We start from the raw sequence: 14,958 nt of genomic DNA, 5'->3' as shown, positions 1-14,958 counted from the left end.
ATCTAACTTAAAATATAATGTTATGGGCGATCATAAAGACCTTACAGATGAATTTGCAGTAGACAAAATAAAAGATCTTGCTGCGCATATTAAAACATGTATGTTTTGTACATATAACGAATACAGAATACAATCTCGACCAATGTCTGTTCAGAAAATTGATGATTTGGGAAATCTATGGTTTTTATCTGATCGAAACAGCGGTCAAAATGCAGAAATCACATTAAACCCAATGGTTGAAATATTCTTTGCCGAACCGCACGATAAATTTTTAACCTTACATGGAACGGCAAGCGTTTCCTACGATCGAGAAACTATCGAAAAATTATGGGATCCTGCAGTAAAAATCTGGATGCCAGGAGGCGTAGATGATCCTAATTTAAGTGTCATTAAATTTGTTCCTGAAGATGGTTATTATTGGAACAACAAAAACGGAAAAATGGTTGCCATCGCTAAGATGACAGCAGCTCTAATAACAGGAAAAACAATGGATGACGGAATTGAAGGAAGTCTAAAATTGTAGTTTTTTAACCGTAAAGATGCAAAGGTTACGCAAAGTTCGCAAAGAGATTTTCTTACTTGCTTCGCGTTAAATTTTTGTTCTTTGCGGTTATTTTTTATTAGATATAAAAATAAAATTAAATAGCCATTCTTTTCAGCTCCAACGCATTTAGAATCCCAGCTTCGCTTGCGGTATTGTTAAAATAGACAAATCCTTTCTGAGAATGAATCTTCTGATTTACGTGTTTTAACTCTTCTGTAGAATAACTGGAATGAAATAATCTCGGAATTCCATGAAAACGCATATAAAGTATTGGAAAATCTTTGAAAATAGTCTGAGGCAAATTTGGATGACTCACACTGCAAAATGTAATATTGTTTTCTTTAAATACTTTCCAAACCTCATCATTCCACCAGCTTTCATGGCGAAATTCCACTACGTTTTTAAAATCGTAGTTTAGAATTCCTATTATGGCTCCTAATTTATCCTTACTAAAATCATAACTCGGCGGAAATTGAAATAAAATGGCTCCGAGTTTATCCTTCATCCCATCTTTACAAATGTTATAAAAGTCATTCAAAAGACTTTCGCAATCTATCAGTTTTTTGATGTGAGTAATTTCTTTTGGCACTTTGACTGAAAACATAAAAGATTCTGGCGTTTTGTTGTACCAATTCTGAAAAATACGAACGGTAGGAAATTTATAAAAACTGCCATTAAACTCATAAGTATCAAAATGCTGGCAATAAAAATCAAACCATTTTTTGGAAGGAAGATTTTGAGGATAAAAAATAGTCTTCCAAAAACTGTTGTAAAAGCTAGAACAACCTATGTTTACTTGGTTTTTCATATATATAATTGTTGGCAGTTAGTACAGAAAAAGCTTCTGCGTTTTCTTTCTCCAGTCTGTTTTTTCTGAAATGGAAGATTGCATCTTAAACAGACGCTTTTTGTGTAGGCTTCCCAATGCTGCTTAAGTTCAAACTTCTTTTTCCAATATAAAAATTCGAAGCTGTAAATCGAGCATTCGGCAATTAGCTGACTTTTTACATGAGGCGGGATTTTAGCCACGATCGATTCTGGATGAATATAACATCGGTACAAAACTTCATTTTTTATAATATTCCCTACTCCTGAAAAGATATCTTGATCAAGAATCACATCGCAAATCATTTTCTCAGGCAATTTTTCTATGCTAAGTTGTGCTTTTTTCGGATTCCAATTATCATTCATAACATCAACACTCCAATCGTAATGTGAATTGACATCGCCTTCTAGAATTTTTACAGAACAGGTATAAAAATTAAGTTCTCCGTTTTCAAAAACCAAACTTAATCTCGGTTTAGCTGTTTTGCGCTCATTTACGCGATAAGTTCCAAACATTAGCATGTGAATTTTTACGGCAAAAGAATCAAAACAGATTAAAAAATGCTTTCCCCAGGTTTTAAAAGCAAGAATGGTTTTATCCTTTAGACGAGAAACATCAATATGCGTATTTCCGGATACAGAAATTATTTTCTGTCCAGTAAACTGTTGCGCTTCTTCTTTTAAGATTACTATAGACGGACCTTCGGGCATATATTAAATTTTTAAATAACTAAAAGTGCAGTTTTCGAACTGCACTTTTATTCTTTTCTCAGTATTTTATTCAATTTCGGCAGCTTCAAGATTTACTGCATTTACAGCGACTTCTGTAAGTGTTTTGTCGGCGCCTTTTTCTTCATCGAGTGTTTGCTCCAATAAAGTTGCAGCTTCTGGCAGACCAAGAGTTTCTGCAAATTGTCTTAGAGTACCATATGTGGCAATTTCATAATGCTCGATTTTCTGACTTGCGGCAATAATTCCTGCATCACGCACTACTCCAAACTCGGTTTCTTCTAACATTCCTTTTGCTTCTTCGATCAAACCTTCCATGGCATCGCATTTTTTGGCCGTTGCTTTTTTGCCAATAATTTTAAACACTTCTTCCAAACGGACAATTTGTTCTTCAGTTTCAGTTAAATGATTGTCAATCGCATCTTTCAATTCAACAGAAGAAGCATTTTTTACCATTACAGGCAAAGCTTTTGTTAGCGCTTTTTCTGCCCAATAAATATCTTTTAATCCGTCTTCAAATAATTCGGTTAATCCTGAAGCAGCGTTAGACTTCGGCTTTGTAACTCCTCTCGGTGTAGTTTCTTTTGCAGTAGATGCATTTTTACTATCTGTAGTTTTCATGGTAATAGTTTTTATGATTAATATGATGGTAAAATTACTGTCTACGTTTTGAGGGAGGTTATATCATTTTAAAATTAAATTCCATTCTAAACATCTGTTAATTATACAATTACACACAACAATATTATAAGATATTCACCCATCTTACTGTTAGCTTTGTATATATAATCATAAAAACAGCTATCATGAATACTATAGATAAAAACAACAGTCCGAATAAAGATTTTAAAAATCATTTCTCAAACGACCGAAATCTGGCAGAAGATCTTAACGATGACGTGAAAAAACCCGACAACGATAATCGTGAAATTGCAGAGCGAGGTTATACGGTAAGAAACGGCTACAATCCAAACAGGCCAAATCCAGATCAGGAAGATTTTGTTAATGATGATGATTTGGACGATTTAAACGACGATTTTCATAATGACAGAGACCTCGAAGATGACAACGATGATATTTATGAAGTTGAATTGGAAGATGAAAATGACGAATTCGACAATCCGTCAGACTTAAAAGAAGATGAATTTGATTTCAATGAAACTGAAGACGTTTTAGAAGATATTGACGATGAAGATGAAGACGAGTACGACGATGATGATGATGATTTCATTGAAGAAGATATTGATGACAACGAGAATGATTATATCGAAGACGATGTTCAAGAGGATAACGATGACGAAGAATATCCAGAAAATGATCCTCGCAAATTCTAATATTTTCTTATCAGTAACAAATAAAAAACCGTCCCGTTAAATAACGGGACGGTTTTTTTGAGTTTAAAAATTTAACTACTTAATCTCCAATAATTTTCAATACTGGAATATCGTCCATTCGTGCTAAACGCTCGGCCAATCCTGCTCTGGCTTCGTTAAGTTCTTGTTCGGCTTTGCCCAATTCTTTATACCATTTTTCTTTACCGACTGGCGATGATTCTATTTTTCTGATAATTTCATAAATCTCACCTTCTGCTTCCATTACTTTTAGCCTTTTATAATAAGTCAAACTTTCTGTCATGTGAGCAAGCGCAATCATAGCGGTCAAAAACGGATGGTTGTTGGTCACATTTACTTCTTTTATACGACCGTGTTCCAACTCTACTTTTAATGCAAAAGCGAATTCTTCCATATTAAAAGCTTCATGTTTACTTTTCGGATCCAGATAAGCTTTTATTGCATGAACATTATTCATTGTAGAAAGATCAACATCAGTGTGTTTTTTATCATTTAAATCTTTAAAAACTACATTTGCAATAGCCCTTGCTTCTGCAGCTGTTGGGTCGTTTTTAGGATTTTCAAAATCACGTATCGACCAATCCCAATCTTTAGGATGAACAGGTTTTATATACTTTTTACAAAAATCTGTCACATCATTTTTAAGGCTTACCATTTCATCTTCTCTTTTAATATAAACATCCTGATAAGCACCGCTTTTTGTTCCCATGACTTGCTTTTTTTAATGAAACCACAAACGACACATCTTCTAAATGAGATGTGCCGTTTTGATTTGTTTGTATTTACTGATACTTCTTTTATACTCTTGTTGATCTTCCGCTTATTAAAGAAATAACGAAAAGAACTAAAAATATAAAGAATAAAATTTTAGCTATACTAGCAGCTCCAGCGGCAATTCCACCGAAACCAAATATTCCCGCCACTATGGCTAGAATAATAAAAGTGACTGTCCAACGTAACATAATAATAGTTTTTTAGTTAATAATGATTCTGTTTGTATTTCAATTTTTTAAGCTTTTGGAGAGATGCAGTAACTCTTTTATGAACAAGGCGTTTCTAAATTGATTTCATAATTCTGAATCAATTCGGAAAATGCTATTTCTGATTTTGTAAAATATTTTCTAGTGCTTCGACTTTTTTGAGCCAAATCGAAATATTTCTGAATGGAACCATCTTCGTAAGTCGAAATAAGAAGAGGATGAACGTAATAATCTTTACAGACTTTTCTCGTGTTTCCAAGTGCTTCTGCTGTTAAATCAAAAGCTGTGATCATATTCTGCTTGATCTCTTTCTCGTCTGAAGTAACTCCCATTTCCATTAAACTTTCAAAGAAAATAATCGACGCCGCCCAAGTTCTGAAATCTTTTGCACTAAAATATTCGCCTGAAATATTGTGCAGATATTCGTTTACGGCATGGCTATCTAAAACTTTTCTTTCGCCATTTTTATCGTAATATTTAAAAACTTCGTATCCTGGAATTTCTTCGCATCGGCTTACTAGTTTTACCAATTGCTTATTTCGGGTCGTAATGGTATGCTGCTTTCCTTTTTTGCCAACAAATTCAAATCGAAGCGAATTTCTATTGATATTGATATGGCGTTTTCTTAAAGTCGAAAGTCCATACGATTTGTTATCCTTTGCATATTTCTCATTTCCAATCCTAATGTGAGTCTCTTCCATCAACCGAATGACCAAAGCAGTTACTTTTTCTTTAGACCATTCTTTCTTTTCCAAATCAAGATCTACTTGTTTTCTTATTGCTGGAAGTTTAATTCCAAATTCAGCAATTTTATAAAACTTGGTTTGGTTTCGAATCAAATTCCATCTCGGATGATAACGATATTGCTTTCTATTTTTAAGATCTGTTCCAACGGCTTGTAAATGACCATTCGTAATATCTGTGATACGAACATTTTCCCATGCAGGCGGAAGAACTAAACTATTTATTCGTTTAATTTCGTGCTTACTTTTTACATTTTTTCCGTTTTTTTTATAAACGAAATTTTCTCCTTCGCGGCAGCGTACAATTGTCAATTGATTGTCATTAATGTATTCTAAATCTAGTTTTTCAATTACTAGATGTGGCGCTTTAATCAGCTGATTCATTAAATTTTCTTTTCTCGCCGCATTCATGGTATTTATTTTTTTATCACAAAAATAGTTTTGCTTTCATTTTAATTATTCCTTAAAGAATCTATTAAGTCTTTTTTATTCATGTAAGATCTTCCTTTTATACCTACTTTACTGGCTTGCTTTAGAAGTTCTTCTTTTGTCCATTCATCATAAGGCTTTGCTTTTCCGCCTTTCTTTCCTGCGTCTGGCGTGTTGGCAATACGAGCCGATTTCTCTTTGCTGTATCCTTTTTTTACCAATGCTTCATATTGCTCTTCATTCTTAATTCTTGGATCTGGCATGACTTTAAATTTTTAAGGGTTAACATTTTGACATTTTATTTATGTCAAAATCTGTTATGTCAAAATTCATCATTAACTAAGAAATTTTTGTTATACAATTTTTGTCTCAAATTTCATTTTTGTAGGATGGGAATTGTGAAAGTGAAAATATAAATTTGTGTTTTCTGTAAAATGTGAAATGTTAAATGCAAAAAAAAAAATCCCAACTCTTTTGGAGTTGGGATTTTGTTATTTTGCTTAATTAATCACATTTAATCTTTTTGTAATCCTGTGTTTTATCATCATATTCCATACAGGTCTTTTTAATCAAAACCATTTTATTATTGACCACTTTATATTCAGTTCTTTCTACGCTTCTTCCAGCGCAACACTGATTATGCTCGTAAATTCTTTTTGTTTTGCTGTCAAATTCTAAAGAAGTTCCACTAAAACCGCTTTCAAAATATTTTCCTGTTTTTGGATTATACAGAAAATATATTCTTGAAGTATTTGGACCTGCATAACTAGATTCGAAAACAGAAAACTCTTCAAATCCATCAAAATTGTAATCTCCAACACTCACATTAAATAATCCCAAATTTGGAGATCCTATGTCAATTTTCTGAATTAATTTATCGGTCTTTTTTTCGATTACTTTTATTCCCGAAACTCCAAAAGAGCCGTCTTTATCTTTCGAAATAACCAATTTAATATACTTTCCTTTCATAGAAACGGACTGTAGAATTTCTCTTTCCGTCCATTCTTCTCCTGCATTATAATTAAGATCAAATTCTTTTGTTAAACTAATTTTAAGTTCCTTTCCTAAATTTAAATCTTTCCAAATTCCGTTTAATTGATCGCTCTCAGCACTATAATTTTTGAAACTCAATTTCGCGGTTTCTTTGTCATTTTTATCTTTTTCTATAAATACTAACGTTTTGCCATTCAATTTAGCATTTAAAACAATCGGAGTATCAAAATTGGAATAAGCATAAATTGCCATTCCTTGTCCATCAGAATAGATATCGGTTACAAACTCGATTGGATATTTATCAATAAAACCTTTATAACTAATTTGAGCTGATACAAAAGTTGTTGCTAAAAGAAATAAGATTGTAATTTTTTGTCTCATGAATCTAAGTATTTACTCAGTAATAATATACAAACATACATTTCTAATTATAAAAAAGCATCCAAATCCTATAACAATCTCTAAAAATCCTGTAAGCCATTTCTTTAAGTTCTCAATAATTTTACATTATAACATTTAAACTATTAAAATCATGAAAAAGTTATTATTAGCCGGGAAAGCCATTTTAGGAGCAGGACTTATTATCATATTCCTTCAATCTTGTAAAAACGAGACGAAACAAGAAGATCCAAAAGAAGTTGCTGAAGATGCAAACGAAGCAAAATTTGATTCTATTGACAGCAAAGAAGATGACTCTGAATTTTTAGTAGATCAAGCCGAAATTAATTTAGCTGAAATCGAAATTGGTAAACTGGCGCAAACAAAAAGTACCAACCCTGAAGTGAAAAAATTTGGTAAAATGCTTGTTGATGAGCACACTAAATCGGCTTCTGAAGTAAGTGCATTAGCAAAAGCAAAAAACTTTACTCTTCCAACTTCTTTAACTGAAGAAGGGCAAGAAGAATACAATAAATTAAACGAAAAATCGGGTGTTGATTTTGATAAAAAATTCGCTGACATGATGATTGACGGTCATGAAAAAGCGATCAAAAAACTTCAAGATGCAACAAAAGACGCCGTTGACCCAGATGTAAAAACTTGGGCATCAAACAATATTGCAGGTTTAACAGCACATTTGGAACACGCTAAACTGCTTAAACAAAACCTAGACAAAAAGTAAAATAAATTTAATTGGTTATTATTTATTTTATAGGCGCTAAGATACTGAGATTCTAAGGTTCTAAGAAATGGAGTACCTAAGAACCTCAAATCTTTGCCAAAAAACCCCTCAAGAGTTGAATTGCTTGAGGGGTTTGTTTTTTTAAGATGCTAAGTTACTAAGGTTATGAGTTTTACTCTTTGCATAAAAATCTTAGAAACTTAGAATCTCAGAACCTTAGCATCTTACTTCCCAGCTATCTTCTGCAGATGCTCTGGATATCTTGAGCCTTCAATTGTGATTTTTGAAGCTGCGCTTTCGATTTCTGCTAGGTCTTGCGCAGAAAGAACTAAATCTGTTGCTCCAAGGTTTTCTTCTAAGCGATGCAATTTTGTAGTTCCTGGAATTGGTGCGATCCAAGGTTTTTGGGCTAAAATCCATGCTAGGGCAATTTGAGCATTTGTTGCTCCTTTTTCTGCCGCAATTTTAGAAAGCAATTCAACTAAAGCTTGATTCACTTTTCTCGCTTCTGGTGTAAAACGAGGCAGCGTATTTCTAAAATCGGTGCTGTCAAACTGTGTGTTTTCATCAATTTTGGCGGTTAGAAAACCTCTTCCCAAAGGGCTAAAAGGCACAAAACCAATTCCCAATTCTTCTAATACAGGAAAAATTTCTTCCTCTGGAGTTCTCCACCAAAGCGAATATTCGCTTTGCAATGCTGTTACAGGCTGAACAGCGTGCGCGCGTCGAATGCTTTCTGCTCCAGCTTCTGAAAGTCCAAAGTGTTTTACTTTCCCTTCCTGAATCAAGTCTTTTATCGTTCCTGCAACGTCTTCCATAGGCACATTCGGATCTACGCGATGCTGATAATACAAATCGATAACATCTGTATTTAATCTTTTTAGCGAACCTTCAATGCTTTTTCTAATCCATTCTGGACGACTGTCTAATCCTTTTTTAGAATCGCCTTCCAAAAAACCGAATTTTGTTGCAATGACCACTTTATCGCGAAAAGGCGCTAAAGCTTCACCCAAAAGTTCTTCATTCAAAAATGGTCCATAACATTCTGCTGTATCAAAAAAAGTAATTCCTTTTTCATAAGCCGAACGAAGCAGACTGATCATTTCATTTTTATCATGAGCCGGTCCATAACCAAAACTCATTCCCATACAGCCAAGCCCCAATGCAGAGACTTCAAGACTGCTATTTCCTAGTTTACGTGTTTGCATTTCTTTTTAAAGTTTCTAAGGTTCTGAGATACTAAGATTCTAAGTTTTCTTTCCTTTGAGCTAAAATCTCAGCATCCTGTTTTATTAATTTCTAAATTCGCCAAGATTCTAATCACAAAAGAAAAACTTAGTATCTCAGAATCTTAGCAACTTAGAATCTTATTTAAGCGAAGCCATATCAATCACAAAACGATATTTGATATCTCCTTTTAATAATCTTTCGTAGGCATTATTTACATCATTTACACCAATGATTTCGATATCTGCCGTAATGTTGTGTTCTGCGCAGAAATCAAGCATTTCTTGAGTTTCTGCAATTCCGCCGATTGCTGAACCAGCGAAGCTTCTTCTTCCTAAAATCAGACTGAAAGAAGTTACAGGAAGTGGATCCATTGGTGCGCCAACTAGCGTTAAAGTTCCGTCTACTTTTAATAAATTTAAGTAAGAATCGATACTGTGTTCTGCTGAAACGCAATCTAAAATAAAGTTCAAGCTTTTAGCATGTTTTGCCATTTGTTCCGGATCAGTAGACAAAACTACTTCGTCAGCTCCAAGTTCTTTTGCAGCGTCAAATTTTGACGGAGATGTCGTAAAAACAACAACATGAGCCCCCATAGCTTTCGCTAATTTAATTCCCATATGTCCTAAACCTCCAATACCGACAATACCAACTTTTTGACCAGGTCCAACTTTCCAATGTTTTAACGGAGAATAAGTTGTAATTCCTGCGCATAATAAAGGCGCAACTCCTGCAAGATCCAATTTATCTGAAATGTGCAATACATAATTTTCATCAACAACAATACTTTGAGAATATCCTCCAAAAGTATGTCCGCCTAAATGTTTGTCTGGTGAATTAAATGTTAGAATGCTTCCTTCATCACAATATTGCTCCAAATCATTTTTGCAATGATCACATTCTCTACAAGAATCAACCATACAGCCTACTCCTGCTAATTGACCAACTTTAAATTTTTTTACATGATCACCAACTTTTACCACTCTACCCACAATTTCGTGTCCAGGAACAATTGGATACATTGTTCCGTGCCACTCATTTCTAGCTGAGTGCAAATCGGAATGGCAGATTCCACAATATAAAATTTCGATTTCTACGTCATGAGCTTGTACAGCTCTTCTTTGTATATCTAAAGTTTTTAACGGTGCTTCGGCAGCTTCTGTACCAAAGGCTTTAATGTTTTTTGTTTCCATAATTTTATTGTTGTTTTTAGTTTTTTGTTTCAAGTTTCAGGTTTCAAGTTGTAAACCATTGAAAAATTGCAATAAAGATCCGGCTGACTTGTACTGATTTACAATTAGTTATATAAATTTCGATTATTTTTAGCTAATCAAAAAATATAATCTGTTATAAATCAGTAAAATCTGCGTAAAAAATCAGTCCCGATAATTTTGTAAAAAAATCTTAGTAACTTAGAATCTCAGCACCTTAGCGTCTTAAAAAGAATAATACTCTTCATCAGTAACACTATCCATCCATACTCCAGATCCTTTGTCTACTTCTGTGACAATGGTAATATGCGAATATTTGCTGTTTGGTGTTGCTCCGTACCAATGCTCTATTCCGGGTAAAACTGTGATTACTTTTCCTTTTTCGATAAGATTAATTTGTCCGCCTCTTTCTTGGTAATAGCCAATTCCATCTGTTACAATGATCAACTGCAGGCTTGCGTTACTGTGCCAATTACTTCTTGCTCCGGGTTCAAAAGAAATATCTTTGATAACAGTATTTTCAGGGTGAATCTCGCTTGTCTGCTTTTTATATGACACTTCGCCTGTCATATAAGTATTTGGAATTTTACCTTCTTCGGTTACGGCAGTGAAATGTGTCGACATAATTTCGTTGTTTTTAGGTTAATAATTAATTTTAAAATTCTTACAAGCTTATTTGAATGAAATAATCAGTACATCGAATCTCTTCTAGAAGGAGATTTTGATTTTAATTAATACTTTAAAAAATTTATATTTTTCTATCACCAGAATTTAAAACTAAATGCAAAGCGGAGCATGCTTTTGTGAAGTGTTATTTAGCTATTAAAAAAACTGATACAAAGATTCGTTGTTTATTTCAGGGCAAATGTAGTGCAATACTGCAATGCCGAAATAACAATATTCAAACAAAAAATTAAGAAATTGAAACAATTTACATTCGAAGCGATTTGGGAACCGTTCCTGTAAGTCTTTTAAAATAATTATTAAAATAACTCGGATACTCAAATCCAAGCGAATACCCAATATCCGAAATACTCCAGTCTGTGTGCTGCAATAAAGCTTTTGCTTCATTAACAACTCTTTCTGTAATGTGTGCTGTTGTTGGTTTTCCCGTAACTTCTTTTACAGAACGATTTAAGTGATTCACATGCACAGAAAGGCTTTGCGCATAATCCTGAGGCGTTTTTAAAGCTAAAGGCTGATCTTTGGTTTCTATTGGAAATTGTCTTTCTAATAATTCTAAAAACAAAGAAGTAATTCTCGAAGAAGCGTTTTTATGTTTAAAGAAGTTCTCTGAAGGTTGCATTTTCATCGATTCATGAATAATCAAATTGACATAACTGCGCATTAAATCGTCTTTAAAAGCATAATCGGTTTCGTATTCTTGAATCATTTTTCGGAATAACGAATCGATAAATACCTTTTGATCAGCAGTTAAAGTAAAAATTGGCGTTCCTCCTATTTTAAACAAAGGAGATTCCTGAAGGGTTTCTGAACGGTCCTTTGTTTTAAAAAACTCTTCGGTAAAAACGCAAGCATATCCTTCAAATTTCTCAGAAACCGTTTCCCAAGAATACGGAATAATCGGATTCCCGAAAAACAGAATCGTTCCGTCGGTTTCTATTCCGCGGTCAGCATATTGAATAATACTTTTACTGGTATTGATGCAGATTTTATAAAAGTCTCTTCTACTATAAACGGGAACTTTACTAAAATCTCCATTTATAGGATATACTTTAAAACCCTTCATTTTTAAATCTGAAGTAAAATCGCAATTCTGAGTTTCTGTCTGATTATTCATTTTGCAAAGTTATGAAAATCAAACAATATTTTTTGTTTCAGGTTTAAAGTTTCTAGTTTGTTGGTTTAACCGCAGAGTTCGCTAATAATTTACGCAATCCCGATAGCTATCGGGAGCAAAGTTTTTTAACTAAAGAAAATGCTCGCAAAGTCGCAGAGACGCAAAGTTTTATTTCTCTTTGCGTGCTTTGCGTAAATCTTTGCGAACTTTGCGGTTAATTTAATTTTTTAAAATGGCAGCACGCAATCCTTTCGCGGAAGCAGATAAAACCACTTCTCCTACATTTTCATCTTTCTGAATAATAATTTGAGCATAACCATTAAAAAGCTTTCTTTTCCAAGGCTCTGCAGGCGTGATAACTTGAATGATTCCAGGATCTGTATTCATAACATCCCAATCTTTTATTTTTTGCAATGGCGTTGCTGCAATGTGAATTGTATTTTTACCTTCTTTTAAAATAGATGTATTCAAAATATATTTCTGAGTATCTTCTTTACTTGGTTCTACTTTATTTCGATTTATAAAAACCACTGTTTCAACTCCTATTTTTTTATAAAAGAAGCTCACCATGTTAGAAGCCGAATTGCTTTTTAAATCAAATTCTCCTTTATAAATATACGATGGCGCTTGCTTTTTGTAATCACGGTCTTTAAAAGCTTCTGTCCATTGGTTTTCAGCATAGTTTAGCAATTGCAGAGGCAAAGAGGCATTTGTTTCTTTTTGTTCTTTAAAATTATTTATGGCAACAAGTGTTATGTCATCAATAAATTGATCGCTTTCTAACGAAGTTGGATCTCCGTTGCCAACTCCTAAAATTTTTCCGCCTTTTATAGAAAATGTAATTTCGTCATTTGCTGTTGGAACATGTAAACCATTTTTATCAGTAGTTTCAACCGTTACAACAGAAACATTTCCTTTTAAAACATTTTGTTTATCTAATGACAATTTGATGTTTTCTGCTTTTCCCGTTGTTTTTTGAACATCTGAAAGTACTTTTTTACCATCTTTATATCCAACAGCTTCCAAAGTTCCGGGAACATAATTCACTTTCCATTCTAAATGTCCGTTTTGTTCCATTTTCTTTTTGCCTAAGCTCTTTTTGTTTAGAAAAAGCTCTACTTCATCGCAATTCGAATAGGTCCAAACCTCAATTTCTTTTCCTTCCATTCCGCTCCAATTCCAATGTGGCAAAACGTGTAAAACTGGTTCTTTTCCCCACCATGATTTTAAATAGAAAACATTGTCTTTCGGGAAACCACAGACATCCATCATTCCGAAATAAGAAGTCACAGATGGCCAACCATACGGCGTTGGTTCGCCACGATAATCAAAACCTGTCCAGATAAACATTCCTGCCAAATAAGGTCGCTCAGCATAAAATTTCCAGCCTTCTTCGATACTGTAAAAAGTTGGACGAGGTTTTTTATCGTAAGCGCTTTGATAATGTTTGGCATCATCTGTAAAATAAATGCCTCGAGTGGCAAAAGTTGAACCTTCTTCGGTTCCCATTCCGGGCTGATTTTTAAACTGATTTCTATGCGCGTCTATATCTCCATTTCCAAGATAATTATATCCCATAATTTCAACTACAGAAGAAATCCCGCTTTTAAATCCGCTGCTGATTCCTACTGTTACAGGTCTTGTCGGATCAATACTTTTACTAAAATCCTGCATGATATTGGTAATTCTTTCACCAGTAATTCCACCCTCAATCTGCCATTCTTCATTTCCAACTGACCAACAGAAAATACTCGGATGGTTTCGGTCACGTTCCATCATTCGTTTTAAATCATTTAGATGATAATCATTAATTCCCATTAAACGAGTTTCGTCAATAACCAGCATTCCCAATTCGTCACAAGCTTTCAATAACTCAGGAGTCGGCGGATGATGTGAACAGCGATAAGCATTAGAACCCATTTCTTTCAGTTTTTTAATTCTGTAATACTGAATTTCATCTGGAAGCGCCGTTCCAATTCCTGCGTGATCTTGATGATTATTCGTTCCTTTCAGTTTTACATGTTTTCCGTTTAGGAAAAAACCATTTTCTGGATCAAATTTTATAGTTCTGATTCCGAACGAAGTTTTATACTGATCAATTACTTTTCCTTCGCTTTTTATTTCTGTTATTAACTGATATAAATTAGGAGAATCAATATCCCACAAAAGCGGATTTTTTACATTTAATTTTGATGAACAAACATTTGTTTTGTAGAATTCTGGAGCAGAAATACTTTCAGTATTTGATGCCACTTGTTTTCCAGAAGCATCCAAAACAGTCTGGCTTATTTCGACATTACCTTCATAATGCCCTTTATTTTCCAATTTTACCTCAGCAGTAATTACAGCATTATTATTTTCAATTTCTGAAGTTACATAAGTCCCGTTGAGCGCCACATGAATCAGATTTGTTTTCTGAAGATAAACATGTCTGTAAATCCCTGCGCCTTCATAAAACCAGCCTTCTTCCATCGAAGCATCTACACGTACCACAATTGTATTTTCGCCCCCATAATTAACGTAAGCCGTTACATCATATTCAAAACCATTGTAACCGCTTTCTTGCGTTCCTAAATAAAATCCGTTAAAAAATACTTTTGAGTTTCTAAAAACACCGTCAAATTTCAAAGAAATTACTCTTCCTAAATCTTCATTCGGAATTGTTATTTTTTTTCTGTACCAACCAATACTTTTCTCTGGAAAGTTTTTGCCTACTGCTTTAAATCCGTGGCTGAAACTGGCGTTTTCGCTAAAAGGCTGTTCAACTGCCCAATCGTGCGGAAGATCTAATTTTCTCCAAGCGCGATCATCAAATCCAGAAACCGCTGGCCCATCAGCAAATCCTGTTTTAGTCAAATAAGAAAAGTACCCTTCTGCATGTCCGAAATCTTTTTTAGTATCATACAAATGTCCAAACGAAAACCTCCAGTCTTTATCAATTAAAATAAGTTCTCTCCCCAATTTATTTTGAGCCAATAAATGGAATGAGCATAGGAGAAAAAAA

Annotated in this window: 16 protein-coding genes; 3 read left to right on the top strand and 13 right to left on the bottom strand. The window is 33.9% G+C overall.

The genetic code is table 11. The features are described 5' to 3' along the window. Positions 1 to 22: 22 nt before the first annotated feature. Entirely contained in the window at positions 23 to 523 is a 501-nt protein-coding gene (locus JI750_RS11470; RefSeq protein ID WP_202001680.1) for a pyridoxamine 5'-phosphate oxidase family protein, read from the top strand. 115 nt (positions 524 to 638) lie between these two features. On the opposite strand, the gene JI750_RS11465 is transcribed toward JI750_RS11470, so the two are convergent. The 3 genes from JI750_RS11465 to JI750_RS11455 form a co-directional block, all read right to left on the bottom strand. Further along, positions 639 to 1,352: a DUF72 domain-containing protein gene (locus tag JI750_RS11465; RefSeq protein ID WP_202001678.1), complete on the bottom strand. Its 714-nt coding sequence runs from the start codon at positions 1,350 to 1,352 to the stop codon at positions 639 to 641. Continuing rightward, a complete protein-coding gene (locus JI750_RS11460) occupies positions 1,349 to 2,080 on the bottom strand; it encodes a DNA-formamidopyrimidine glycosylase family protein (protein WP_202001676.1) in 732 nt (243 codons plus the stop codon). Before JI750_RS11460 ends, JI750_RS11465 begins: the two co-directional genes overlap by 4 nt. Positions 2,081 to 2,146: 66 nt before the next feature. After that, the gene (locus JI750_RS11455) at positions 2,147 to 2,719 is read right to left on the bottom strand and encodes a YciE/YciF ferroxidase family protein (RefSeq protein ID WP_202001673.1); all 573 of its coding nucleotides are present in this window, start codon (positions 2,717 to 2,719) and stop codon (positions 2,147 to 2,149) included. A gap of 185 nt (positions 2,720 to 2,904) precedes the next feature. On the opposite strand from JI750_RS11455, the gene JI750_RS11450 reads away from it, so the two are divergent. Continuing rightward, positions 2,905 to 3,432 carry a hypothetical protein gene (locus tag JI750_RS11450; protein WP_202001671.1) on the top strand — a complete coding sequence of 176 codons (528 nt, stop codon included), beginning with the start codon at positions 2,905 to 2,907 and terminating at the stop codon, positions 3,430 to 3,432. 79 nt (positions 3,433 to 3,511) lie between these two features. Here JI750_RS11450 and JI750_RS11445 read toward each other — a convergent pair whose 3' ends face one another. From JI750_RS11445 to JI750_RS11425, 5 genes are all read right to left on the bottom strand, one after another. After that, positions 3,512 to 4,159, bottom strand: coding sequence for a DUF5661 family protein (locus JI750_RS11445; RefSeq protein WP_202001669.1), 648 nt, complete (start codon positions 4,157 to 4,159; stop codon positions 3,512 to 3,514). An 88-nt stretch (positions 4,160 to 4,247) separates the two neighbouring features. Beyond that, positions 4,248 to 4,412 carry a DUF1328 domain-containing protein gene (locus tag JI750_RS11440; RefSeq protein ID WP_008463190.1) on the bottom strand — a complete coding sequence of 55 codons (165 nt, stop codon included), beginning with the start codon at positions 4,410 to 4,412 and terminating at the stop codon, positions 4,248 to 4,250. A 77-nt stretch (positions 4,413 to 4,489) separates the two neighbouring features. After that, positions 4,490 to 5,584, bottom strand: a complete 1,095-nt coding sequence (locus tag JI750_RS11435) for a DNA topoisomerase IB (protein WP_202001667.1) — start codon at positions 5,582 to 5,584, stop codon at positions 4,490 to 4,492. Between the two features lie 41 nt (positions 5,585 to 5,625). Beyond that, positions 5,626 to 5,865 (bottom strand): DUF7218 family protein, encoded by a 240-nt coding sequence (locus JI750_RS11430; RefSeq protein ID WP_202001665.1) that lies wholly within the window; start codon positions 5,863 to 5,865, stop codon positions 5,626 to 5,628. A 241-nt stretch (positions 5,866 to 6,106) separates the two neighbouring features. Next, positions 6,107 to 6,976, bottom strand: a complete 870-nt coding sequence (locus JI750_RS11425; protein ID WP_202001663.1) for an XAC2610-related protein — start codon at positions 6,974 to 6,976, stop codon at positions 6,107 to 6,109. A gap of 151 nt (positions 6,977 to 7,127) precedes the next feature. Between JI750_RS11425 and JI750_RS11420 the strand changes: the two genes are divergently transcribed. Next, the gene (locus JI750_RS11420; protein ID WP_202001659.1) at positions 7,128 to 7,715 is read left to right on the top strand and encodes a DUF4142 domain-containing protein; all 588 of its coding nucleotides are present in this window, start codon (positions 7,128 to 7,130) and stop codon (positions 7,713 to 7,715) included. A gap of 224 nt (positions 7,716 to 7,939) precedes the next feature. Here JI750_RS11420 and JI750_RS11415 read toward each other — a convergent pair whose 3' ends face one another. The 5 genes from JI750_RS11415 to galA form a co-directional block, all read right to left on the bottom strand. Then, positions 7,940 to 8,923 (bottom strand): aldo/keto reductase, encoded by a 984-nt coding sequence (locus JI750_RS11415; RefSeq protein WP_202001657.1) that lies wholly within the window; start codon positions 8,921 to 8,923, stop codon positions 7,940 to 7,942. A 159-nt stretch (positions 8,924 to 9,082) separates the two neighbouring features. Beyond that, entirely contained in the window at positions 9,083 to 10,135 is a 1,053-nt protein-coding gene (locus JI750_RS11410) for an NAD(P)-dependent alcohol dehydrogenase (protein WP_202001654.1), read from the bottom strand. 243 nt (positions 10,136 to 10,378) lie between these two features. Beyond that, on the bottom strand, positions 10,379 to 10,777 hold the full coding sequence (locus tag JI750_RS11405; RefSeq protein WP_111369646.1) for a cupin domain-containing protein: 399 nt from the start codon (positions 10,775 to 10,777) through the stop codon (positions 10,379 to 10,381). Between the two features lie 307 nt (positions 10,778 to 11,084). Continuing rightward, complete coding sequence (locus tag JI750_RS11400) at positions 11,085 to 11,954, bottom strand: helix-turn-helix domain-containing protein (protein ID WP_202001651.1); 870 nt, start codon at positions 11,952 to 11,954, stop codon at positions 11,085 to 11,087. Positions 11,955 to 12,173: 219 nt separating this feature from the next. Beyond that, entirely contained in the window at positions 12,174 to 14,915 is a 2,742-nt protein-coding gene (gene galA / locus JI750_RS11395; RefSeq protein WP_236673019.1) for a beta-galactosidase GalA, read from the bottom strand. Between the last annotated feature and the right edge of the window lie 43 nt (positions 14,916 to 14,958).

The sequence above is a fragment of the Flavobacterium tagetis genome (assembly GCF_016735615.1).
GTDB classification, from domain to species: Bacteria; Bacteroidota; Bacteroidia; order Flavobacteriales; family Flavobacteriaceae; genus Flavobacterium; species Flavobacterium tagetis.
Note: the sequence above shows the minus strand (reverse complement) of the source record. Positions and strands in the feature narration are given on the sequence as shown.